The organism is Oleispirillum naphthae (assembly GCA_027864655.1).
Lineage (GTDB): Bacteria > Pseudomonadota > Alphaproteobacteria > Rhodospirillales > Rhodospirillaceae > Oleispirillum > Oleispirillum naphthae.
On sequence record JAQAZG010000001.1, the window covers coordinates 158,126 to 179,358 of the forward strand.

The following is a 21,233-nucleotide window of genomic DNA, read 5'->3' on the forward strand; positions in this document are numbered from 1 at the left end:
AGGGATGACGGAGCATGACGGAAGGGCCGGAGAACCACGGCACGGAGAACGGCGCGCGCCGCACCCACAAGTCGGAGGCGGCTTTCCGTACGATCAGCGAGGTTTCCGCCGAGCTGGACGTGCCGCAGCATGTCCTGCGCTTCTGGGAAACGCGGTTCGCCGCGATTCAGCCGATGAAGCGCGGCGGCGGGCGGCGCTATTACCGTCCCGAGGACGTGCAGCTGCTCAAGGCGATCCGCACCCGGCTCTACGACGACGGCTTCACCATCAAGGGGGTGAAGAGGCTCCTCGGAGAGAAGGGGACGGAGGCCTTCGTCGCCGAGGCCGCAGCCAGGCCCGCCGAAGCGCCTGCCGCGCCGCCGCGCGCGGAGGAGCAAAGCCGCGAACCGGCGCTGCCCTTCGACCTGCTGCCGCCCGCGCCGCGCGCCGTGGAGCGCAAGCCCGCCCTCTCGGCGAAGCAGCATGCCGAGGTGGAGGCTGCCCTGCACACCCTGGAGACCCTGAAAGCCACGCTGGATCAAACACTTGCTTCCGTGGCGGGATCCCCCTGAAACGGCCTTGCGCGGGGCGGCGGCGCAGTCTATAGTGCGCCTCCTTGATCGCCCCGCCCGGGGCGTACGGCAAATGACGGAGCGTGGCGCAGTTTGGTAGCGCACCAGCATGGGGTGCTGGGGGTCGTGGGTTCGAATCCCGCCGCTCCGACCATTTCCCCCTGAAACCAAGGCAGTAGGATTCAACCGCGGCATCGTCCGCGGTTTTTTCATGGGAAAATGCGACAGAAACGTTACGGCAGCGTTACACTCAACCGCATTCGCAGTTGGTTTTTGCGCCCGCGCGCGCCGCAAGCAGGCTGCGCCCCGCCTGGGTGAGGCGGCAGACCAGCCAGTCCGGCTTCAGCGGATTGGCGAACCACGGTTCGGCCCAGCCGCGTTCGAGGCACGAATGCACGGTGCGGCTGCTCACCCGCCGCCCGGTCTCGTCGAACAGCGGCAGCTTGCCGCCAGCCTGGGAAAGGCCGCGGTGCAGCCACTTCAACTGCGCCGCGGTCGGCGGGGACGGCGGCGCTTCGGCCGCAGAGGGCTGACGGCGGGGCGTAGTCATGCGAAACTTCCCATCGGCGCAATCGGTTCGGCGAAGTTTCCATGGTAACCATGGGATGCGCCGCTTGTCCATGCAGCTTGTCGAGGAGGACGGAATGGACCCGACCCCGGAGAGCTTCTGCCTCGTCTACGTCACCGCCCAGGACCGTGCCGAGGCGGAGGTCTTGGCCCGCCGCATGGTGAGCCTGCGCCTCGCCGCGTGCGCCAACATCCTGGGGGATATCCGCTCCGTCTATTGGTGGGACGGCGCGGTGCGCGACGCCGCGGAATGCGCCCTTGTCCTCAAGACCACGCGGGCGCTGTTTCCCCGCCTGGAGGAAGAAATCCGCGCGGTGCACGGCTATGAGTGCCCATGCATCGTGGCACTGCCGTTCTGCGACGGCAGCGCGCCGTTCCTTTCCTGGATCGCGGAACAGACCGGGAAGGCGTAGGAGAGGGCCTCAGGTGGTCGCCGACGGGCACTGCACGGTGACCACCGCCTGCGCCGCCAAGCCCTCGCGGCGGCCGATGAAGCCGAGTTGCTCGGTGGTGGTGGCCTTCACCCCGACGCGGCCGTTCTCGATGCCGAGCAGGGCGGCGACGCGGGTGGTCATCATCCGGCGGTGCGGGCCGATGCGCGGCGCTTCGCCCATGATCGTGATGTCCGCGTGCAGGATGCGCGCGCCGCGGGCGCGCACCAGGGCGACCGCGCGGTTGACGAAGAGCACCGAGGCCGCGCCTTTCCACTGCGCCTCCGACGGCGGGAAGTGCCGCCCGATGTCGCCCGCGCCGATGGTGCCGAGAAGCGCGTCGGTGAGCGCGTGCAGGGCGACGTCGGCGTCCGAATGGCCTTCCAGTCCCTGGTCGTTGGGCATGACGACGCCGCAAAGGGTTACGGAATTACCCTCGCCGAGTTTGTGAACGTCGATGCCGAATCCCACACGGGTCTCCCGCGGGCCGCGCAGCAGGTCGCGGGCGTGCTCGAAATCCTGCGGCGTGGTGATCTTGAAGTTGCGGTCCTCGCCCTCGACGATGGCGACTTCGACCCCGGCGCGCTCCGCAATGCCGGAATCGTCGGTGAGCGCGAGGCCGGTGGCGGCGCGGTGCGCCTCGAGAATCGCCTGGAAGCGGAAGCCCTGCGGCGTTTGCAGGCTCCACAGGTCGGTACGGTCGATGGTCTCGTGGCGGCCGTCGCGGAAACGCGACAGGGTGTTGCGCACCGGCAGGGCGGGGACCGCGCCGTCGCTGTGCTCCAGCGCATCGAGCACGCGGTCGATCACCCCGGCGCCGACGAAGGGCCGCGCGCCGTCGTGGATCAGCACCAGTTCCGGCGGATCGGCGGCCAGCGCCTCCAGCCCCAGGCGCACCGAATCCTGCCGCTCCGGCCCGCCGAAGATCGGCGCGGCGAGCCCCAGGCCCCTGGCCGCGGCATCGTAGAGCGCGACATCGCCGGGATGGATGACGGTGCGGACCTCGGCAATGTCGGGATGGGCGGAGAGGCGGCCCAGGGTTTGGCGCAGCATCGGCGCCTCGCCCAGGATTTTGTACTGTTTCGGAATGTCGCCGCCGAATCGTTGTCCGCGTCCCGCGGCGACGACCAATGCCACACACCGTTTCATCCGTTTCCCCCGTTCAGAAACTCCAGTCCGTGCCACACGGTATCCCGGTTTCCGCTCTTCCGCCACGGATTCGTGGTTCGCCTCCCGCGGAAAAAACCGCGGGTTGGCGCGCCATGCGGCCCTTCGTCGTAGGCTTTTGCCCGGAAAAAATGACTATCGTCTAGGCAGGGCCGAAAAAATAATCATTTAGCCGCGGAATTTGCTTGAATATGAGGCAGGCATTGGGTGGAATACGGATGTCCATCGACAGTTTGGAAAACATGCCCTTTTCCTTAAGCGCCATATCCTTCGATCCGCCCGTGATGCTCGCCCCGATGTCCGGGGTTACCGACGCGCCCTTTCGGCGTCTGGCGCGGCGCTTCGGCGCGCCCGCGATCGCCTCGGAAATGTTCGCCGGCTCCCTGCTGGCCCTCGGCCGGGCGCGGCAGCGCCGCAGCCTGGACTTCTCCGCCGAGCATCCGCTGATCGTGCAGCTGGTGGGCGGCGACTCCGCAGTGCTGGCCGAGGCGGCGCGCATCGCCGCGGACGCGGGGGCGGCGGCGATCGACATCAACATGGGCTGCCCGGCGAAGAAGATCGCCAAGACCGGCGGCGGCGCGGTGCTGATGCGCGACGAGGACAGGGCGGTGCGCATCGTCGCGGCGGTGGCCGGGGCGGTGGACCTGCCGGTGACGGTGAAGATGCGCCTCGGCTGGGATGCGGACAGCATCAATGCGCCGCGCCTCGCCGCAAAGGCGGAGGCGGCGGGCGCGCGGCTGATCGCGGTGCACGGCCGCACCCGCGAACAGATGTATTCCGGAGCCGCCGACTGGGGCGCGATCCGCGCCGTGGTGGAGGCCGTCTCCGTGCCGGTGATCGCCAACGGCGACGTTTCCGACCTTGCCACGGCGCGCCGGGCGATCGCCGCCTCCGGCACCGCCGGGGTGATGGTGGGGCGCGCCGCCTGCGGCCGTCCGTGGCTGCCCGGGCATATCGCCGCGGGGCTGACGGCCGGCGCGATGCCGCCGCAGCCGACCCTGGCCGAGCGCGAGGAAATCCTTCTGGAGCAGATCGACCTGATGCTCGCAGAGTACGGCGCCGCCGCAGGCCTCGCCGCGGCGCGCAAGCACATCGCCTGGGCGATTTCCGGCCTTGCCGGAGCGGCGGACTGCCGCGCCGCCCTGTTCGCCGCCGAAACCGCGGCGGAAACCCGCGGCCTGATCGCCGCGCTTTATCGGGCGAATGCCCAAGATTCCGGGAGCCTTGCCGCCTGATGTCGATGTTCAGCAAGTTCCACGCCGCAAAACCCGCGAAATCCGGCAAGGGGCCGGCGGTCCGCCCGCTGAGCCCCGACGAGGTGTTCAGCCTGCTCTACGCCCTGCCCGAGGCCGTGGTCGCGGTGGATAACGACAACCGCATCGTCTACGTCAACTCCGCCGCCGAATCCCTGTTCGAGACCGGCGGCTCCCACATGCTGGGCGAGCCGCTGGCCGACTTCGTGCCGCAGGACAGCCCGGCCTACGGCCTCCTCGACCAGTGCCGCCAGGACCACTGCCGCTATTCCGAACACGGCGTGGAACTGGACACGCCGCGCACCGGGCCGCGCAACATGACGGTGCAGGTGGCCCCGGTGTTCGACGATGCGCGCTGGGTGGTGCTCTCGATGCACGAACACTCGATCGCCAAGAAGATCGGCCAGCAGCTCTCCCACCGCAACGTCGCGCGCTCGGTCACCGCGATGGCGCGGCTTCTCGCCCACGAGGTGAAGAACCCGCTGTCGGGCATCCGCGGCGCGGCGCAGCTTCTGGAACAGAACGCGGGGGAGGAGGACCGCACCTTGACGCGCCTGATCTGCGACGAGGCGGACCGCATCGTCGCCCTGGTGGACCGCATGGAAGCGTTCTCCGACAAGCCGCAGCTCACCCGCCAGCCGGTCAACATCCACCAGGTGCTGGAGCACGTGCGCCGCGTCGCCGAGAACGGCTTCGCCAAGGGCATGCGCATCCTCGAACTCTACGATCCGTCGCTGCCGCCGGTGCTCGGCGACCGCGACCAGTTGATCCAGGTGTTCCTCAATCTGGTGAAGAACGCCGCCGAGGCCTGCCCGCAGGAGGGCGGCGAGATCGTGATGAGCACCAACTATCAGCACGGCATCCGCCTCGCCGTGCCGGGCGGCGCGGCCAACCGCCAGCACCTGCCCCTGGTGGTGCAGATCCAGGACAACGGCCCCGGCGTGCCCAAGGAACTGCGGCAGAACCTGTTCGACCCCTTCGTCACCACCAAGTCCAGCGGCAGCGGCCTCGGGCTTTCGCTCGTCGCCAAGATCGTGGACGACCACGGCGGCATCATCGAGTTCGACTGCCAGCCGAAGAAGACGATCTTCCGGGTGATGCTGCCCGTCGCCTGACCTGCCTTAGGACAAGAGAAAGACGCTTCCCATGACCCCTTCGACCATTCTCGTTGCCGACGACGACAGAAGCATCCGCACCGTGCTGTCACAGGCGCTGGCGCGCGCGGGCTACGAGGTCCGCACCACCGGCAACGCCGCGACCCTGTGGCGCTGGGTGCAGGACGGCGACGGCGATCTGGTGATCACCGACGTGATCATGCCCGACGAAAACGGCCTGGACCTCATCCCGCGCATCAAGAAGCTGCGCCCCGAGATGCGCATCATCGTGATGAGCGCGCAGAACACCCTGCTCACCGCGGTCAAGGCCACCGAGCGCGGCGCCTTCGAGTACCTGCCCAAGCCCTTCGATATCAAGGAGCTGGTCGGCGTGGTGCAGCGCGCCCTGTCGATGTCGAAAAGCGGGATGGAGAAGGGGCCTGCCGACGACGACGACTACGACCGCCTGCCGCTGATCGGCCGTTCCCCCGCGATGCAGGAGATCTACCGCACCCTGGCGCGCCTGATGAACACCGACCTCACGGTGATGATCAACGGCGAGTCCGGCACCGGCAAGGAACTGGTGGCCCGCGCCCTGCACGAATACGGCAAGCGCCGCAACGGCCCGTTCGTCGCCATCAACATGGCGGCGATCCCGCGCGAACTGATCGAGAGCGAGCTGTTCGGCCACGAGAAGGGGGCCTTCACCGGCGCCACCACGCGCTCCGCCGGGCGGTTCGAGCAGGCGGAGGGCGGCACGCTGTTCCTCGACGAGATCGGCGACATGCCGCCGGAGGCGCAGACCCGCCTTCTGCGCGTGCTGCAGGAGGGCGAATACACCACCGTCGGCGGCCGCATGCCGATCCGCGCCAACGTGCGCATCGTCGCGGCGACGCACCGCGACCTCTCGGTGCAGATCCGCCAGGGGCTGTTCCGCGAGGATCTCTACTACCGCCTCAACGTGGTGCCGATCCGCCTGCCGCCGCTGCGCGAGCGGGTGGAGGACATTCCGGAACTGGTCAACCACTTCCTCAACGTCGCCGCGCAAGAGGGCCTGCCGCCGAAGACCTTGGACGCCAAGGCGATCGAGCGGCTGAAGCAGCACCGCTGGCCCGGCAACGTGCGCGAGCTGGAAAACCTCATCCGCCGCCTCGCCGCGCTCTATTCGCAGGAGATGATCGAGGTGGACGCCATCGAGGCGGAGCTTTCCTCCTCCCTGGCGCCGGTGGCGGGCGGCGCGCCGCCTGAGAACGAGGGTCTCTCCGGCATGGTGGAACGCCACCTGCGCGACTACTTCCTCGCCCATGCCGACGGCCTGCCCGCGCCGGGCCTGCACGACCGCATCCTGCGCGAGGTGGAGCGTCCGCTGATCTCGCTGTGCCTGGACGCCACCCGCGGCAACCAGATCAAGGCGGCGCACGTGCTCGGCCTCAACCGCAACACCCTGCGCAAGAAAATCCGGGAGTTGGACATTCACGTGATCCGCGGCGTAAAGTAGGCGCCCTCCGGGCATCCAGGTTGGTGTAGACCATGGCCACGGCCTCGCCGAAGACATCACCGCATCGGTTCGGCATGCGCCTCGGCCTGTGGGCGCGGCGCGTCCGCCTGGCCCGCAGGCTCGCCGTGGCGCTCGCCCTCGGCGCGCTGGTCTCCGGCGTCCTGACCATGGCGGCGCTGTTCGGTTCCGGGCCGCTCAAGCCGTCGCAGGACATGGCGTTCCTGTTTCTCAACCTCGACCTGGCGTTCCTTCTGGCGCTCGGCATCGTGGTCGGGCGGCGGCTGGTGCAGATCTACCTGGAGCGCCGCAAGGGCGTCGCCGGGTCGAAGCTGCAAAGCCGCCTGGTGCTCACCTTCGGCCTGCTCTCGGTAGTGCCGACCGTCCTTGTCGGCTCGTTCTCCGCGGTATTCTTCCACAACGGATTGCAGGGCTGGTTCAGCGATCGGGTGCGCATCGCGGTGCACGAATCCCTGGTGGTGGCCGAGGCCTACCTGCGCGAACACCAGCAGGCGGTGGCGACCGACGTGCTCGCCCTCGCCCAGGACACCACGCGCAACTGGAACGTCCTCTTCTCCTCCGAAAGCCGCCTGAACGGCTTCCTGCGCCAGCAGACGCTGGAACGCGGCCTCTCCGAGGCGGTGATCTTCAACCAGGGCGGCACGGTGCTGGGGCGCGCCGGATTCACCTTCTCGCTGCGCTCCGAGGACGTGCCGATGTGGGCCCTGGACAAGGCGCGGCGCGGCGAGGTGGCGCTGCTCACCAGCGGCAGCGACGACCGGGTGCGCGCCCTGATGCGCCTCGACGTGCTGGCCCCGGGGGAAATCTTCCTCTACATCGGCCGCTTCGTGGACGCCAATGTGATCAACCACATCGAGCAGGCGCAGCAGGCGGTACAGGCCTACCAGACCCTGGAAATCGAGCGCTGGGACTTCGAGCTGACCTTCACCCTGGTCTACATCCTGGTTTCGCTGCTGCTGCTGCTTGCCGCGATGTGGCTGGGGCTGACCCTCTCCAACCAGCTGGTGCAGCCGATCAGCGCCCTGATCGGCGCCTCCGAGAAGGTGGCCGAGGGCGACCTTTCGGCCACCGTGCGGGAGTCCGCCTACGCGGACGAGGTGAGCGTGCTCTCCCGCGCCTTCAACCGGATGATCCGCCAGGTCGCGGAGCAGCGCGAAAGCCTGCTCGACGCCAACCAGCAGCTCGACCAGCGCCGCCGCTTCACCGAGGCGGTGCTCACCGGCGTTTCGGCGGGCGTGCTCGGCCTCGACGCGCTGGGGCGGGTGAGCGCGATCAACCCCTCCGCCGCGGAACTCCTCAGCCTGGACACCGCGGGCGCGGTGGGCCGCAGTCTCTCGGACCTCGCCCCCGACCTGGACTCCGCCTTCACCGAGATGCGCCACGCCTCCGGCCGTTCGATGCAGAAGCCGGTGACGATCCGCCGCGGCGGCCACGAGCGGGTGCTTCTGGTGCGCGTCAGCGCCGAACTCTCCGGCCTGGACGTGATCGGCTATGTGCTCACCTTCGACGACGTGACCGAGTTGCAGGCGGCGCAGCGCGCCGCCGCGTGGTCCGACGTGGCGCGCCGCATCGCCCACGAGATCAAGAACCCGCTGACGCCGATTCAGCTTTCGGCGGAACGCCTGCGCCACAAGTACGAGCCGCAGATCACCGAGGGGCAGGAGACCTTCCGCGCCTGCACCGACACGATCGTTCGCCAGGTGGCGGACATCCGCCGTCTGGTGGACGAGTTCTCCTCGTTCGCACGCATGCCGACGCCGGAATTCGTGCGTGAGAACCTGGGCCTCCTGGTGCAGCAGGCGGCGGAGTTGCAGCGCAGCGCCTATCCGCAGATCGCCATCGGCCTGAAATTGCCGGAAGCGCCGGTTTTCTTCGAATGCGACCGCGGGCTGATTGCCCAGGCGTTCACGAATCTTCTGAAGAACGCCATAGAATCCATTGAAGACAGGCAGAAAACCCGCCACGAACCGCCGGGCAGGGTGGGCATCGCGCTGACCGCGGAGGGCGGACGGATTCGTGTGGAAATCTGCGACAACGGCATGGGTCTGCCCAAGGCCGACCGCCAGAACCTGACCAACCCCTACATCACCACGCGGGAGAAGGGGACCGGGCTGGGGCTGGCCATCGTCAAGAAGATCATGGAAGATCACCGCGGCCGCCTGCTGCTGCTGGACCGGGAGGGGGAGGGCGCGCGCATCGTGCTGGAATTCCCGCTTCCGGAATCGGCGGAAACGGGTATCCTGCCGTCGCGGGACGCCTGAAACCGAACGTGCGAGAAGAGTTCTTATGTCGATGGATATCCTGATAGTCGATGACGAGGCCGATATCCGGACGCTGGTGTCCGGTATCCTGGAGGACGAGGGCTACGCGCCGCGCCAGGCCTTCGACGCCGACAGCGCCCTTGCGGCGATGAAGGAGCGGCGGCCGCACCTGGTGGTTCTCGACGTGTGGCTGGAGGGCAGCCGCCTCGACGGCCTGGGCGTGCTGCGCGAAATCCGCCGCCGCGACCCCGACCTGCCGGTGGTGATGATCTCCGGCCACGGCACCATCGAGACCGCCGTCGCCTCGCTGAAGGAAGGCGCCTACGACTTCATCGAGAAGCCGTTCAAGATGCAGCGCCTGCTGCTGGTGGTGGAACGCGCGCTGGAGGCCAACTCCCTGCGCATGGAAAACCGCAACCTGCGCGCCGCGGCGGGCGCCGCCGCCGACCTGATCGGCGCGTCGCCGGCGATCCAGCACATCCGCCAGGTGATCGAGCGGGTGGCGCCGACCGGCTCGCGGGTTCTCATCACCGGCCCCGCCGGGTCCGGCAAGGAGGTGGCGGCGCGGCAGATTCACCTACAGTCGAAACGCGCCGACGGGCCCTTCGTGGTGGTCAACTGCGCCGCGATGCACCCCGACCGCATGGAGCGCGAGCTCTTCGGCATGGAACCGGGCTACACCGCGCCCGACGCGCCCGGCCACCCCGGCGTGTTCGAGCGCGCCCACGGCGGCACGCTGCTGCTCGACGAAGTGGCGGACATGCCCATGGAGACCCAGGGCAAGATCGTCCGCGTGCTGCAGGACCAGAGCTTCGAGCGCCTGGGCGGCCACGGCCGGGTGAAGGTGGACGTGCGGGTGATCTCCACCACCAACAAGGACCTCTCCCACGCCATCGCCGAGGGCGCATTCCGCGAAGACCTCTACTACCGCCTCGCCGTGGTGCCGATCGCCATGCCGCCCTTGCGCGACCGCCGCGAGGACATCGCCGACCTCGCCGTGGTGTTCCTGCGCAATGCCGCCGCCGCCGCGGGCGCCGCGGCGCGGGCGCTCGGCGAGGATGCGCTCGCCGCGCTGCGCGCCTACGAATGGCCGGGCAACGTGCGCCAACTGCGCAACGCCATGGACTGGGCGACGATCATGGCCCCCCACGACCCCAAGGTGACGATCACCGCCGACATGCTGCCGCCGGAGATCGGCGCCACCGCGCCGGTGACGCTGCACAGCCAGTATTCCGCCGAGATCATGGGCCTGCCGCTGCGCGAGGCGCGCGAACTGTTCGAGCGCGACTACCTCTCCAGCCAGCTCGCCCGCTTCGGCGGCAACATCTCCAAGACTGCGGGCTTCGTCGGCATGGAGCGTTCCGCCCTGCACCGCAAGCTCAAGTCCCTCGGCCTCTTCGCCGACGACCACTCGCGTTGAAACGATAAGGACAAACCGCCATGCGCGTTCTGATTTGCGGCGCCGGCCAGGTGGGATTCAACATCGCGCGCTACCTCGCCGCCGAGGATGCGGACATCACCGTGGTGGACCGCCGCCCGGACCTCATCCGCAAGATTCAGGACCAGCTCGACGTGCAGGCCGTGGTCGGCCATGCGGCGCATCCGGCGACGCTGGAGCAGGCCGGCGCCAACACCGCCGACATGCTGATCGCGGTGACCCCCACCGACGAGGTCAACATGGTGGCCTGCCAGGTGGCGCACTCGCTGTTCAAGGTGCCCACCAAGATCGCCCGCGTGCGTTCGCAGAGCTATCTCTCGCCGATCTGGGCCGATCTCTATTCCCGCGAGAACGTGCCGATCGACGTGATCATCTCGCCGGAGTACGAGGTGGCGCAGTCGGTGACGCGCCTGCTGGAAGTGCCGGGCGCGCTGGACGTCATCCCGCTGTGCGACGACAAGGTGCGCCTGGTCGGCGCGCGCGCCTCCTCGAAGTGCCCGATCCTCAACACGCCGCTGCGCCAGCTCTCACAGCTCTTCCCCGAGCTGTCCATCGTCATCCTCGGCATCATCCGCGACGACAAGGCGTGGGTGCCCACCGGCGACGACATCATGCAGCCGGGCGACGACGTCTATTTCATCACCGAGACGGCCAAGACGCAGCGCGCGCTCGCGGTGTTCGGCCACGAGGACCAGCTTTCCAGCCGCGTGGTGATCTTCGGCGGCGGCAACATCGGCCTCGCGTTGGCGAAAAACCTCGAAGACCACCCGCTCAGCTTCAACAGCAAGCTCATCGAGATGGACGAGGACCGCGCCGAATACGCCGCGAAGACGCTCTCCTCCACCGTGGTCATCCACGGCGACGCGCTGGATGCCGACATCCTGGAAGAGGCGGGGATCAAGACCACCGACACCGTGGTGGCGATCACCGATTCCGACGAGACCAACATCCTCGCCTCGCTGCTCGCCAAGCGCCACGGGGTGAAGCGGGCGATCACCCTGACCAACAAGCCGGACTACAGCCGCCTGGTCAGCCACCTCGGCATCGACACCGCGATCAACCCGCGCGACATCACGGTTTCCACCATCCTGCAGCACGTGCGCCGCGGCCGCATCCACTCGGTGCACGCCCTGCACGAAGGCTTCGGCGAACTGATCGAGGCCGATGCGCTGGAGACCTCGGAACTGGTGGGCAAGTCGATCAAGAGCGCCAGCCTGCCGCACGGCGTGCTGCTCGGCGCGATCGTGCGCGACGGCGCGGTGATCATCCCGCGCGGCAACACCACGGTGCAGGCCGGGGACCGTGTGGTGCTGTTCGCCGATGCGGATTCGATCCGCAAGGTGGAGAAGCTGTTCGCCGTGCGCCTGACCTACATCTGAGGACCGCATGAGCGAAAAAGCGGAGGAGGGGGCGCTTCGCCCGCCGAAGGCCATCGTCTTCGACTGGGACAACACCCTGGTCGATACCTGGCCCAACATCATCCATACGATGAACCTGACGCTGACCGCCATGGGGCAGGCGGCCTGGACCCCGGCGGAGGCGCGCAAGCGCATCGCGCGCTCGCTGCGCGACAGCTTTCCCGAGCTCTTCGGCGACCGCTGGGAAGAGGCGCGGGGCATCTTCTATGCCGAACTGGAGCGCAGCCACCTCGCCATGCTGACGCCGCTTCCCGGCGCCGATGCGGCGCTCGCAGGGTTCGCCGGAACGGGCATGCCGATGGCGGTGGTGAGCAACAAGACCGGAGACTACCTGCGCAAGGAGATCGCCCATCTCGGCTGGGGGGCGCGCTTCGCCGCGGTGTTCGGGGCGGGAGACCTCTCCCGCGACAAGCCCGCGCCGGACGCGGTTTTCGCCTTCCTGGATCGGGTTGGTCTTGCTCCGGGCAAGGATATCTGGTTTGTTGGTGACAGCCCGGTGGACGTCGAAGCCGCCCACGCCGCCGGGTGTTGTGCCGTATTCGTCAGAGGCGGAGAAAAACCGGCGTTTCCTCCGGAGCGCGCGCCGCACGCGACCATCGGTGACTGTCGCGAACTTGCGAATTTGGTGCGGCATATGGACGGACCGGCATGGAAACACTAAGTCCAAGGGCGGGTCGGACGGCCTCCGCAGCCCGCATAATAACAACAAGGGGACCAAAAAAAAATGTCGTCGGAACGTAGCCAGAACGTACAGGACGTCTTCCTCAATCACATCCGCAAGAACAAGGCCCCGGTCACGGTGTTCCTGGTCAACGGCGTCAAACTGCAGGGGATCGTCACCTGGTTCGATAACTTCTCCATGCTGTTGCGCCGCGACGGCCATACCCAACTGGTCTACAAACATGCGATCTCCACGGTCATGCCGTCCCAGCCGATTCAGCTGTTCGAACCGGGCAAGGATGAGGACGGCGTCTGATAGCGCCGTGCTCGCGCGAGCATGAACCAAATCCCCCAGGCTGCCGCTGCCGCGCGCACCGTCGTCGTTTTCCCGCTCCTCAAGGCCGGGCGCGCCGCGCCGCGCGAGGTTGCCTCCGTGCGCTCGCCGGAGGCGCGGCTGGAAGAGGCGGTGAGCCTGACCCAGGCGATCTCCGTGGAGGTGGTCTTTGCGGAGGTCCTGCCGGTGACGCGGCCGCGGCCCGCCACGCTGATCGGGCAAGGGGCGATCGAGACGCTGAAGATCCGCATCGAGGCGGAAGAGATCACCCTCGCGGTGTTCGACTGCCACCTCACGCCGATCCAGCAGCGCAACCTGGAAAAGGCCCTGAACTGCAAGGTGATCGACCGCACCGCGCTGATCCTCGAAATCTTCGGCGAGCGGGCGCGCACCCGTGAGGGCACGCTGCAGGTGGAACTCGCCCACCTGTCGTATCAGCGCAGCCGCCTGGTGCGCAGTTGGACCCATCTGGAACGTCAGCGCGGCGGCCTGGGGTTCGTCGGCGGCCCGGGCGAAACCCAGATCGAACTCGACCGCCGCCTGATCGGCGAGCGCATCGCCCGCCTGAAGAGCGAATTGGAAGAGGTGAAGCGCACCCGCCATCTGCACCGCGCGGCGCGCAAGCGCGTGCCTTTCCCGGTGGTCGCCCTGGTGGGCTACACCAACGCCGGAAAGTCCACGCTTTTCAATAAGCTGACACGGGCGGACGTGTTCGCCCAGGACATGCTGTTCGCCACCCTGGACCCGACGATGCGGCGCGTGCGCCTGCCCTCGGGGCGCGACATCATCCTCTCCGACACCGTGGGCTTCATCTCCGACCTGCCGACCGAGTTGATCGCCGCCTTCCGCGCCACCCTGGAAGAGGTGCTGGAGGCCGACCTGATCCTCCACGTGCGCGATGTCTCGCACCCCGATGCCGAGGCGCAGAAGGCCGACGTCACAGCGGTGCTCGCCGACCTCGGCATCGAACTGCACACCGGCGAAGACGGCCTGGAGGTGGCCAACAAGATCGACCGCCTGGACGGCGAAGCGGCGGACTACTGGCAGGAGCGCACGGCGCGCAAAAACGGCGTGGTTGCGGTTTCCGCGGCGCGCGGCGACGGCATCGGCGAACTGCTCGGCCGCATCGACGCGGCCTTGAGCGCACAGCACCGCGAGATTTCCGTCTCCCTGGCGCACCGCGATGGGAAGCTGCTCTCCTGGCTCTACGAGCACGGCGAGGTGACGGAGCGCGAGGACGCCGACGACGAGGTGCGCCTGCGCGTACGGCTCTCGCCGGACGACCTGGCGCGCTGGGACGCCCTGGTGGCGAAGAACGGCGGCCGCAATGGCGATTGACCTCGACTTCGACGCCGTCGGCGACCTGCTGCGCGAGGCTGCCGACACCCTGGTGTGTCCGCGCTTCCGCCATCTCGACGCCGATGCGATCGGCACCAAGAGCCACGAGGGCGATCTCGTCACCGTCGCCGACCTGGAAACCGAGGTCTTCCTCACCCGCCGCCTCACCGAACTTCTGCCCGGCTCGCTGGCGATGGGGGAGGAGGCGGTCTACCAGGACCCGGCCAACCGCGCCTGCCTGCACGGCGACGCCCCGGTGTGGATCATCGACCCGGTGGACGGCACCGCCAATTTCGCCCGCGGCAACCCGGCCTTCGGCATCATCGTGGCGCTGGTGCGGCACCGCAAGACCCTCGCCGGGTGGATCTACGACCCGATGACGCGCCGCCTGTTCACGGCCGAGCGGGGCGGCGGAGCCTGGTGCGGCGGCGAACGCCTTTCCGTCCGCGCGCGCGGCGGCCGCCGGCTCGCGGGCCTGGACGGTTGCCTCGGCCGGCGCAGCGCCGAGCGCCTGGGCCACCTGTTCGGTTCGGTCACGCAAAGCGGCAGCGCCGCGCACGACTATATGGCGCTGAGCCAGGGCAAGCTGGACTTCCGCCTGTTCCGCCTGCTGATGCCGTGGGACCACGCCGCAGGCGTGCTGATGGTGCAGGAGGCGGGGGGATGCGTGCGCCTGCTCTCCGGCGAGACCTACGCGCCGCTGTTCCTCAACGCCGACGGCCTGCTGATCGCCCCGGACGCGGAAACCTGGGACGACCTGAAGACGATCCTGGCCTGAAAAACCAAAACCTTGCAGAGGGTCCACGACCCCTCGTAACGTCTTGATTTTCCTTACCTCTGGAACACCGCGAAGGGATAGACCGGCTTGGTGCCGTCGATGATCCAATCATAGACCGTCCAGCCGCTTTCCTTGTCCTCGTAGGCCGCGGTGGCGTTGGGTTTCGCCACCACACGCATATCGGTGGCCAGCCGCAGCGAGCCGCGCACCATCAGGCCCGCCTCGGCCAGCGGCTGGAGCTTGTCCCGGTTGGGGGTCTGCGCCGCCACGGTGACGCGGCCGTTGGTCTCGCTGATGATGTCGAGGATGCGCGCGTTGCGGCGGATGAAGGTCATCATCCCAGTGTTGGCGGCGAGGTTGCCGGTGCGGCGGTATTTCACCGCGAACTGCCCGGCGCCGAGGGAACGCACTTCGGTGAACTGCGTGTCGCGCTTCAGGTCGCGGCGCACCGCCTCGATCTTCTCCTGGATTTCCGGGCCCTTGAGCTTGCCGTTGCGGATGTCGATGTAGATCTGCGCCCAGGTGAGCACGCCGTCGTAGGAAAGGGAGAAATCGCCGTTGCGGGCGATGCGGATCTCCGCGCGGAACTGGTCGGGCACGTAGCACGACGACAGAACCGGCGCCGCGGCCAGCACCAGCAGCAGGGCAAGGGGACGCATCCATCGCAGCAGGCGATTCATCGGGGTGTCTCCGCAAGGTCCTCGCTTTTCGCCTTTTGCCACAGAGTCTCCATTTCGTCCAGAGACGATTGCGCCGGGCTCTTTCCCTGTCGTTCAAGGGCTTGCTCGATGAAACGGAAGCGCCGCGCGAATTTCTCGTTGGTGTGGCGCAGCGCGCCTTCGGGGTCGATGTCGAGCTTGCGGGCGAGGTTGGCCACGGCGAACAGCACGTCGCCGATCTCGTCTTCCAGGCGGTCCTGCGGCGCGGCGGCATCGATTTCCGCCTCCACCTCGCCGATCTCCTCGCGGATTTTCGCCAGCACCTGGCGCGCCTCCGCCCAGTCGAAGCCGACGCGCGCGGCGCGCTTTTGCAGCTTCGCGGCGCGCAGCAGCGCGGGCAGGGCGCGCGCCACGCCGTCCAGCGCGGAGGGCGGTGCGGCGGCCTCCGCGCCGCGCTCCCCGGCCTTGACGTTTTCCCAGTTGACGATCTGGTCGCGGGAATCGGCCACCACCACTTCGCCGAAGACGTGGGGGTGGCGGCGCACCAGCTTGTCGCAGATCGCCGCGATCACGTCTTCCAGGACGAAAATCCCGGACTCCTCGGCGATGCGGGCGTGGAACACCACCTGCAACAGAAGGTCGCCCAGCTCGTCCTTCAAGGCCTCCATGTCGCCATCCTCGATGGCGTCCAGCACCTCGTAGGCCTCCTCCACGGTGTGCGGCGCGATGGTGGCGAAGCTCTGCTCCACATCCCACGGACAGCCGCGCGCGGGATCGCGCAAAAGCGCCATGATATCGGCAAGATGCAGAAGGGAGGCGGGACGGACGGAAACGGGCATGGCAACGGTCCTGGCAAGCGACGCACGAAAACGGTTCAGGCGTGCCAACGACCGTACAGCCATCGGCCCGCCGCAAAAAGCAATACCGCGCCGATCAGCACAAGAAAAGCCGCCTGCTCGTAGGATTTCGCATCGGCGAAGAAAACCTCCAGCGTCCGGCCGAAGAGGTAGCCCGCGCCGCCGATCGCCGCCGCCCAGATCGCCGCGCCGAGCATGTTGAAGGCGGCGAAGCGCAGCGGCGGCACGCGGCTGCTGCCGATCAGGATGGGGCCCGCGATGCGCATGCCGTAGAGGAAGCGGATGCCGAGGATGAGGGGAATCTGGTGACGGAAGATCAGGCGGGTGATGCGCCGCCGGTGCCTGGCGAGGGAAGGCCAACGCGCGAGGAGAAGCCGTCCGTAGCGTCGGCCGACGAAAAACGCGATCTGGTCGCCGAGCGTGCCGCCGCAGAAGGCGCAGACGAGCACCAGGGGCAGGGAGAGATAGCCCATGTGCGCGGCGAATCCGGCGAGCAGAAGAATCGATTCGCCTTCGAGCAGCGTGCCGACGAGAACCGCCGCGTATCCGTAATCCGACAGAGCCTGAGCGAAGGTCATGAACGATGCATCCTGCGTGCGCGCCGCCTTGCCGCACCCGCGTAGGGATATCGGATACGCGCCGCGCCGCATCAAGCCCGCGGCGGAGGAAGAGGAAGAGGAAGAGGCGGATCGAGGGGAGTGCGGGCCGCGGCGCACGGCGGCGGGGACCACTCCGAACCTTCACCCCAATTTGTCGCATAATTTATATTATGAATAGAAAGAGACGCCTCATACCGGGGATTCGCGTAGGGGCGCAACACGTTGATTGCAAATGATACTTTTCTCTTCCGCAAAAGCCTGCGTCCCTACTTGCATACGGACGCACTCTGCCTCACCCTATATATTTGGAAATGCGTAACCAACGGAGCGCGCGCCATGACGCTGCACCTTCTCATCGTCGATGCCCAGCAGGATTTCTGCGACGGCCCGTGCAACGGCGCTCTCGCCATCCCCGGCGCATACGACGACATGTGCCGCCTCGCGCGAATGGTGCACCGCCTCGCGCCGCGCATCGACGTGATCCACGCCACCATGGATGCGCACCACACCGTGGATATCGCGCACCCCGCCTGGTGGCGCGACGCCGCGGGCGATGCGCCCGCCCCGTTCACCGTCATCACCGCCACGGAGATCGAACTCGGCGCGTGGACGCCGAGCGACCCGGCCTGCCGCGAGCGCTCTCTGCGCTACGTGCGGCAGTTGGAGGCCCAGGGCAACTACCCGCTGTGCATCTGGCCGCCGCACTGCCTGATCGCCTCGTCCGGCCAGTCCCTGCATCCGGAGCTGTTTTCCGCGCTGTGCGGCTGGGAGCGCAGCCGCCTGAGACATGTGGACTATTCGATCAAGGGCAGCAACCCCTGGACCGAGCACTACAGCGCCATCCGCGCCGAGGTTCTCGACCCCGAGGACGCCAAGACCATGCCCAACGTCGAGCTGCTGCGCGCCCTCGACACGGCGGATACCGTGGTCGTCGCCGGAGAAGCCCTGAGCCATTGCGTGCGCGCCACGGTGACCGACATCGCCCGCGCGCTCGGCTTCGACTGCCTGAGGCGCTTCGTCTTCCTCACCGACGCGAGTTCCAACGTGCCGGGATTCGAGGCCTATGGCGACGCCTTCCTCGCCGAGATGCGCAAGCGCGGCATGCGCACCTCCACCACGGAGGCGCTCCTTGCCTAAAAAACGTTATATTTCAATAATCTGACCGTCATAGCCGGGCTCCACGCCCCGCGGCAGGGAGGTCTTCAGCGTGGCGTAATCCAGGCCGATGCCCATGTGCGTCAGGATGGTGCGGCGCGGTTGCAGGCGCTTCGCCCACTGCACCACCGTTTGCAGATCGGCATGCGTGGTGTGCGGCCGCTCGGTCAGGCAGCCGACGATCCACGTATCGACCCCCTCCAGAACGGAAAATGCCTTATCACTCAACGCATTGACATCTGTCGAATAGGCGAAATCGCCGAACCGGAAGCCGAGCGAGCTTTCCCACCCGTGATCCTGGAGGAACGGCGTCACCTCCATCTTGCCGACGCCGAACGGCTGCGGGTCGGCGGTGTCGATGACGTGCGGGGTCAGCCATGGGTGGTAGATGATGACATCCGGAGATGCAATGTTTTCAAAGCCGTTAAAGGCATAATCGAAGCGGTTTTGCAGCGACATCAGGGTGGAATCCATGCCCCAGATCGGAATCGCCGTGCGCATCGCCCGGTTGATCTCGCGGAGTTCGTCGATGCCGTGGGTGTGGTCGGCGTGGGCATGGGTGTAGAGGATGCCGTCGAGGCGGCGCACCTTGGCGTTGAGCAGCTGCTGGCGCAGGTCCGGCCCGGTATCCACCAGGATCGCGGCGCCCGCCTCCTCCACCAGAATGGAGGCGCGCAGGCGGCGGTTCCTCGGTTCTTCCGGGTCGCAACGCCCCCACCCGGCGGAGATCATCGGCACCCCCGCCGCGCTGCCGGAGCCGAGGACGGTGATCTTCATGCCGCGCCTCCCCCGCCCACGGCCGAGGCCGGAATGCGGGAAAACAGGCGCAGGAAGTTCTGCGTGGTGGCGCGCGCCAACGCCTCCGGCGAAATCCCCTTCACTTCCGCCAGCACCGCCGCGGTGTAGGCGACATAGGCGGGCTCGTTGCGCTTGCCGCGCTTCGGCACCGGCGCGAGATAGGGGCTGTCGGTCTCCACCAGAAGGCGCTCCAGCGGCGCATCGCGGAAGATCGCGCGCAGGTCCTCGTTGCGCTTGAAGGTGACGACGCCGGAAGCCGAGAGATAGAGCCCCAGTTCCAGCGCCCCTTCCGCCAGTTCGCGGCCGGAGCTGAAGCAGTGCATCAGCGCGGAGAAGGTTCCGGCGGCCATTTCGTCGCGCAGGATGCGCAGCATGTCGGCATCCGCATCGCGGGAGTGGATGACCAGGGGAATGCCGAGCTCGCGCGCCGCGGCGATGTGCAGGCGGAAGGCCGCCTCCTGCGCCGGGCGCGGCGCGAAATCGTAGAAATAGTCGAGGCCGCTCTCGCCGATGCCCGCGACGCGCGGGTGCGCGGCGAGCGCGCACAGGGTTTCGACGGTGACCCCCTCTTCCGCCGGTTCCGCCACGTGGTGCGGATGCACGCCGACGGTGGCGAACACCTGCGGATGGCGCTCGGCGATCGCCAGCACGCCCGCGGCCTTCGACGCGTGGGTGCCGATGGAAAGCATCAGCCCCACCCCGGCGTCGCGGGCGCGCAGGAGAACGTCGTCGAGTTCGGCGGCGAAGTCCGGAAAGTCGAGATGGCAGTGGCTGTCCACCAGCATCACGCGGACGGCTCCTCCTCCACATGGCGCGGGAACACCCCCACCGGCGGCGGCAGCGGCGTGCCGGGCACCAGAGAGGTGGCGAGCGCCGCGAAACCGCGCGCCGCGGCCGGAACCGCCACCTGGTCGAGAATCGCCGCGGAGGCGTCGGGCATGAACGGCTGGGTCAGAATGGCGAGGCGGCGGATCGTCTCCGCCAACACGTAGAGCACGGTGGCCATGCGCATCGGGTCGGTCTTGCGCAGCGCCCAGGGGGCCTGGCGGTCGATGTAGGCGTTGGCGGCGCGGATCACCGCCCAGATGCGCTCCAGCGCGTCGTGGAAGGCCTGCTCGTCGAGCGCCGCGCGCACCCCGTCCAGCAGGTAGCCCGCCTGGTCCAGGAGCGCGTTGTCGTCGGCGGTGATGTCCTCCGGCTCCGGCACCGCGCCGCCGCAGTTCTTGGCGATCATCGACAGCACGCGCTGGCAGAGATTGCCGTAGTCGTTGGCGAGCTCGCTGTTCTTGCGCTGGATCATCGCGCGGCGGGAGAAATCGCCGTCGGAGCCGAACGGCACCTCGCGCAGCAGGAAGTAGCGCGTCTGGTCGAGGCCGTAGGTGTCGATCAACTCGTAGGGGTCGATGACGTTGCCGACCGACTTGGAGATCTTCTGCCCTTCGTTGGTCCACCAGCCGTGGGCGAACACCCGCTTCGGCGGTTCCAGGCCCGCGGCCATCAGGAAGGCGGGCCAATAGACGGTGTGGAAGCGCAGGATGTCCTTGCCCACCATGTGCAGGTCGGCGGGCCAGAAGGTCTTGTAGAGCGGCGCGTCCGTATCCGGGAAGCCGAGGGCGGTGATGTAGTTGGTGAGCGCGTCCAGCCACACGTACATGATGTGCGCGTCGTCGCCCGGCACCGGGATGCCCCAGGAGAAGCTGGTGCGCGAAATCGAGAGGTCCTGCAGCCCGCCCTTGACGAAGCTCAGCACCTCGTTGCGCCGCGCCGCGGGCATGATGAAGCCCGGGTTATCCTCATAGAACTTCAGAAGCGGCTCCTGCCAGGCGGACAGGCGGAAGAAGTAGCTCGGCTCCTCCACCCATTCCACCGGCGCGCCGGTGGGCGCGAGCTTCTCGCCGTTCGGACCCTTGGTCAGTTCGGTCTCGGTGAAGAACGCCTCGTCGCGCACCGAATACCAGCCCTGGTAGCCGCCGAGGTAGATGTGCCCCCGCTCCTCCAGGCGCTTCCACAGCGCCTGCACCGCGGCGGCGTGGCGCGGCTCGGTGGTGCGGATGAAGTCGTCGTTGGTGAACTTCATGCGCGCCGCGAGGTCGCGGAAGTTCTGCGACACCCTGTCGGTGAACGCCTGGGGGTCGATGCCCGCCGCCTGGGCGGTCTTTTCCACCTTCTGGCCGTGCTCATCGGTGCCGGTGAGGAAGCGCACGTCGTAGCCGTCGAGGCGCTTGAAGCGCGCCAGCGTGTCGCACGCCACCGTGGTGTAGGCATGCCCGATGTGCGGCTTGTCGTTCACGTAATAGATCGGCGTGGTGATGTAGAAGGTTGGTTTCTCGGACATTCAAACTCTCCAGGCGGCCGCGTA

21 protein-coding genes and 1 tRNA gene are annotated in these 21,233 nt (G+C 67.9%); 14 read left to right on the forward strand and 8 right to left on the reverse strand.

Annotated features, from left to right (window positions below; all coding sequences use genetic code 11):
- The first annotated feature begins 14 nt into the window (after positions 1–14).
- On the forward strand, positions 15–551 hold the full coding sequence (locus O7R11_RS00740; protein ID WP_337995560.1) for a MerR family transcriptional regulator: 537 nt from the start codon (positions 15–17) through the stop codon (positions 549–551).
- A 77-nt stretch (positions 552–628) separates the two neighbouring features.
- Positions 629–705: transfer RNA gene (locus tag O7R11_RS00745), tRNA-Pro, on the forward strand.
- A 96-nt stretch (positions 706–801) separates the two neighbouring features.
- Here O7R11_RS00745 and O7R11_RS00750 read toward each other — a convergent pair.
- Positions 802–1,101 carry a hypothetical protein gene (locus O7R11_RS00750; protein WP_337995561.1) on the reverse strand — a complete coding sequence of 100 codons (300 nt, stop codon included), beginning with the start codon at positions 1,099–1,101 and terminating at the stop codon, positions 802–804.
- A gap of 94 nt (positions 1,102–1,195) precedes the next feature.
- Here O7R11_RS00750 and cutA point away from each other — a divergent pair, with 94 nt between their 5' ends.
- Complete coding sequence (cutA, locus tag O7R11_RS00755) at positions 1,196–1,531, forward strand: divalent-cation tolerance protein CutA (RefSeq protein ID WP_337995562.1); 336 nt, start codon at positions 1,196–1,198, stop codon at positions 1,529–1,531.
- Between the two features lie 9 nt (positions 1,532–1,540).
- Here cutA and O7R11_RS00760 read toward each other — a convergent pair whose 3' ends face one another.
- Positions 1,541–2,698, reverse strand: coding sequence for a bifunctional 2-C-methyl-D-erythritol 4-phosphate cytidylyltransferase/2-C-methyl-D-erythritol 2,4-cyclodiphosphate synthase (locus O7R11_RS00760; protein WP_337995563.1), 1,158 nt, complete (start codon positions 2,696–2,698; stop codon positions 1,541–1,543).
- Between the two features lie 260 nt (positions 2,699–2,958).
- Here O7R11_RS00760 and dusB point away from each other — a divergent pair, with 260 nt between their 5' ends.
- The 10 genes from dusB to O7R11_RS00810 all read left to right on the forward strand — a co-directional run bounded on the left by dusB (position 2,959) and on the right by O7R11_RS00810 (position 14,806).
- A complete protein-coding gene (dusB, locus tag O7R11_RS00765; RefSeq protein ID WP_337995837.1) occupies positions 2,959–3,951 on the forward strand; it encodes a tRNA dihydrouridine synthase DusB in 993 nt (330 codons plus the stop codon).
- A gap of 5 nt (positions 3,952–3,956) precedes the next feature.
- A complete protein-coding gene (locus tag O7R11_RS00770; RefSeq protein WP_420792961.1) occupies positions 3,957–5,084 on the forward strand; it encodes a two-component system sensor histidine kinase NtrB in 1,128 nt (375 codons plus the stop codon).
- A gap of 31 nt (positions 5,085–5,115) precedes the next feature.
- Entirely contained in the window at positions 5,116–6,561 is a 1,446-nt protein-coding gene (ntrC, locus tag O7R11_RS00775) for a nitrogen regulation protein NR(I) (RefSeq protein ID WP_337995565.1), read from the forward strand.
- A gap of 32 nt (positions 6,562–6,593) precedes the next feature.
- Complete coding sequence (locus O7R11_RS00780; RefSeq protein WP_337995566.1) at positions 6,594–8,840, forward strand: sensor histidine kinase NtrY-like; 2,247 nt, start codon at positions 6,594–6,596, stop codon at positions 8,838–8,840.
- 25 nt (positions 8,841–8,865) lie between these two features.
- Positions 8,866–10,260: a nitrogen assimilation response regulator NtrX gene (ntrX, locus tag O7R11_RS00785; protein ID WP_337995567.1), complete on the forward strand. Its 1,395-nt coding sequence runs from the start codon at positions 8,866–8,868 to the stop codon at positions 10,258–10,260.
- 20 nt (positions 10,261–10,280) lie between these two features.
- The gene (trkA, locus tag O7R11_RS00790) at positions 10,281–11,657 is read left to right on the forward strand and encodes a Trk system potassium transporter TrkA (RefSeq protein WP_337995568.1); all 1,377 of its coding nucleotides are present in this window, start codon (positions 10,281–10,283) and stop codon (positions 11,655–11,657) included.
- A gap of 7 nt (positions 11,658–11,664) precedes the next feature.
- Positions 11,665–12,357: an HAD family hydrolase gene (locus O7R11_RS00795; protein WP_337995569.1), complete on the forward strand. Its 693-nt coding sequence runs from the start codon at positions 11,665–11,667 to the stop codon at positions 12,355–12,357.
- Positions 12,358–12,420: 63 nt separating this feature from the next.
- Entirely contained in the window at positions 12,421–12,672 is a 252-nt protein-coding gene (gene hfq, locus O7R11_RS00800) for an RNA chaperone Hfq (protein WP_337995570.1), read from the forward strand.
- Between the two features lie 21 nt (positions 12,673–12,693).
- The gene (hflX, locus tag O7R11_RS00805; RefSeq protein ID WP_337995571.1) at positions 12,694–14,028 is read left to right on the forward strand and encodes a GTPase HflX; all 1,335 of its coding nucleotides are present in this window, start codon (positions 12,694–12,696) and stop codon (positions 14,026–14,028) included.
- Complete coding sequence (locus O7R11_RS00810) at positions 14,018–14,806, forward strand: inositol monophosphatase family protein (protein ID WP_337995572.1); 789 nt, start codon at positions 14,018–14,020, stop codon at positions 14,804–14,806. Before hflX ends, O7R11_RS00810 begins: the two co-directional genes overlap by 11 nt.
- A 53-nt stretch (positions 14,807–14,859) precedes the next feature.
- On the opposite strand, the gene O7R11_RS00815 is transcribed toward O7R11_RS00810, so the two are convergent.
- Genes O7R11_RS00815 through O7R11_RS00825 form a run of 3 tightly spaced genes read right to left on the reverse strand, consistent with a single transcriptional unit; the run spans position 14,860 to position 16,900 of the window.
- Positions 14,860–15,486, reverse strand: a complete 627-nt coding sequence (locus tag O7R11_RS00815; RefSeq protein ID WP_337995573.1) for a hypothetical protein — start codon at positions 15,484–15,486, stop codon at positions 14,860–14,862.
- The gene (gene mazG, locus O7R11_RS00820) at positions 15,483–16,304 is read right to left on the reverse strand and encodes a nucleoside triphosphate pyrophosphohydrolase (RefSeq protein ID WP_337995574.1); all 822 of its coding nucleotides are present in this window, start codon (positions 16,302–16,304) and stop codon (positions 15,483–15,485) included. Before mazG ends, O7R11_RS00815 begins: the two co-directional genes overlap by 4 nt.
- Before the next feature lie 35 nt (positions 16,305–16,339).
- Positions 16,340–16,900: a DedA family protein gene (locus tag O7R11_RS00825; RefSeq protein ID WP_337995575.1), complete on the reverse strand. Its 561-nt coding sequence runs from the start codon at positions 16,898–16,900 to the stop codon at positions 16,340–16,342.
- Positions 16,901–17,257: 357 nt separating this feature from the next.
- Between O7R11_RS00825 and O7R11_RS00830 the strand changes: the two genes are divergently transcribed.
- A complete protein-coding gene (locus tag O7R11_RS00830; protein WP_337995576.1) occupies positions 17,258–18,058 on the forward strand; it encodes a cysteine hydrolase family protein in 801 nt (266 codons plus the stop codon).
- A gap of 6 nt (positions 18,059–18,064) precedes the next feature.
- Here the strand turns inward: O7R11_RS00830 and O7R11_RS00835 are convergent, their stop codons facing one another.
- Genes O7R11_RS00835 through metG form a run of 3 tightly spaced genes read right to left on the reverse strand, consistent with a single transcriptional unit; the run spans position 18,065 to position 21,209 of the window.
- Positions 18,065–18,853 carry an MBL fold metallo-hydrolase gene (locus O7R11_RS00835; protein ID WP_337995577.1) on the reverse strand — a complete coding sequence of 263 codons (789 nt, stop codon included), beginning with the start codon at positions 18,851–18,853 and terminating at the stop codon, positions 18,065–18,067.
- On the reverse strand, positions 18,850–19,659 hold the full coding sequence (locus O7R11_RS00840; protein WP_337995838.1) for a TatD family hydrolase: 810 nt from the start codon (positions 19,657–19,659) through the stop codon (positions 18,850–18,852). The genes O7R11_RS00835 and O7R11_RS00840 overlap by 4 nt, the downstream gene beginning before the upstream one ends.
- Positions 19,659–21,209, reverse strand: coding sequence for a methionine--tRNA ligase (gene metG / locus O7R11_RS00845; RefSeq protein ID WP_337995578.1), 1,551 nt, complete (start codon positions 21,207–21,209; stop codon positions 19,659–19,661). Before metG ends, O7R11_RS00840 begins: the two co-directional genes overlap by 1 nt.
- Positions 21,210–21,233 lie beyond the last annotated feature (24 nt).

Bases quoted from the DNA above. Each gene is read 5' to 3' on its own strand.
- O7R11_RS00740 (WP_337995560.1), top strand. From the start codon at position 15: ATGACGGAAGGGCCGGAGAACCACGGCACGGAGAACGGCGCGCGCCGC.
- O7R11_RS00750 (WP_337995561.1), bottom strand. From the start codon at position 1,101: ATGACTACGCCCCGCCGTCAGCCCTCTGCGGCCGAAGCGCCGCCGTCC.
- cutA (WP_337995562.1), top strand. From the start codon at position 1,196: ATGGACCCGACCCCGGAGAGCTTCTGCCTCGTCTACGTCACCGCCCAG.
- O7R11_RS00760 (WP_337995563.1), bottom strand. From the start codon at position 2,698: ATGAAACGGTGTGTGGCATTGGTCGTCGCCGCGGGACGCGGACAACGA.
- dusB (WP_337995837.1), top strand. From the start codon at position 2,959: ATGCCCTTTTCCTTAAGCGCCATATCCTTCGATCCGCCCGTGATGCTC.
- O7R11_RS00770 (WP_420792961.1), top strand. From the start codon at position 3,957: ATGTTCAGCAAGTTCCACGCCGCAAAACCCGCGAAATCCGGCAAGGGG.
- ntrC (WP_337995565.1), top strand. From the start codon at position 5,116: ATGACCCCTTCGACCATTCTCGTTGCCGACGACGACAGAAGCATCCGC.
- O7R11_RS00780 (WP_337995566.1), top strand. From the start codon at position 6,594: ATGGCCACGGCCTCGCCGAAGACATCACCGCATCGGTTCGGCATGCGC.
- ntrX (WP_337995567.1), top strand. From the start codon at position 8,866: ATGTCGATGGATATCCTGATAGTCGATGACGAGGCCGATATCCGGACG.
- trkA (WP_337995568.1), top strand. From the start codon at position 10,281: ATGCGCGTTCTGATTTGCGGCGCCGGCCAGGTGGGATTCAACATCGCG.
- O7R11_RS00795 (WP_337995569.1), top strand. From the start codon at position 11,665: ATGAGCGAAAAAGCGGAGGAGGGGGCGCTTCGCCCGCCGAAGGCCATC.
- hfq (WP_337995570.1), top strand. From the start codon at position 12,421: ATGTCGTCGGAACGTAGCCAGAACGTACAGGACGTCTTCCTCAATCAC.
- hflX (WP_337995571.1), top strand. From the start codon at position 12,694: ATGAACCAAATCCCCCAGGCTGCCGCTGCCGCGCGCACCGTCGTCGTT.
- O7R11_RS00810 (WP_337995572.1), top strand. From the start codon at position 14,018: ATGGCGATTGACCTCGACTTCGACGCCGTCGGCGACCTGCTGCGCGAG.
- O7R11_RS00815 (WP_337995573.1), bottom strand. From the start codon at position 15,486: ATGAATCGCCTGCTGCGATGGATGCGTCCCCTTGCCCTGCTGCTGGTG.
- mazG (WP_337995574.1), bottom strand. From the start codon at position 16,304: ATGCCCGTTTCCGTCCGTCCCGCCTCCCTTCTGCATCTTGCCGATATC.
- O7R11_RS00825 (WP_337995575.1), bottom strand. From the start codon at position 16,900: ATGACCTTCGCTCAGGCTCTGTCGGATTACGGATACGCGGCGGTTCTC.
- O7R11_RS00830 (WP_337995576.1), top strand. From the start codon at position 17,258: ATGACGCTGCACCTTCTCATCGTCGATGCCCAGCAGGATTTCTGCGAC.
- O7R11_RS00835 (WP_337995577.1), bottom strand. From the start codon at position 18,853: ATGAAGATCACCGTCCTCGGCTCCGGCAGCGCGGCGGGGGTGCCGATG.
- O7R11_RS00840 (WP_337995838.1), bottom strand. From the start codon at position 19,659: ATGCTGGTGGACAGCCACTGCCATCTCGACTTTCCGGACTTCGCCGCC.
- metG (WP_337995578.1), bottom strand. From the start codon at position 21,209: ATGTCCGAGAAACCAACCTTCTACATCACCACGCCGATCTATTACGTG.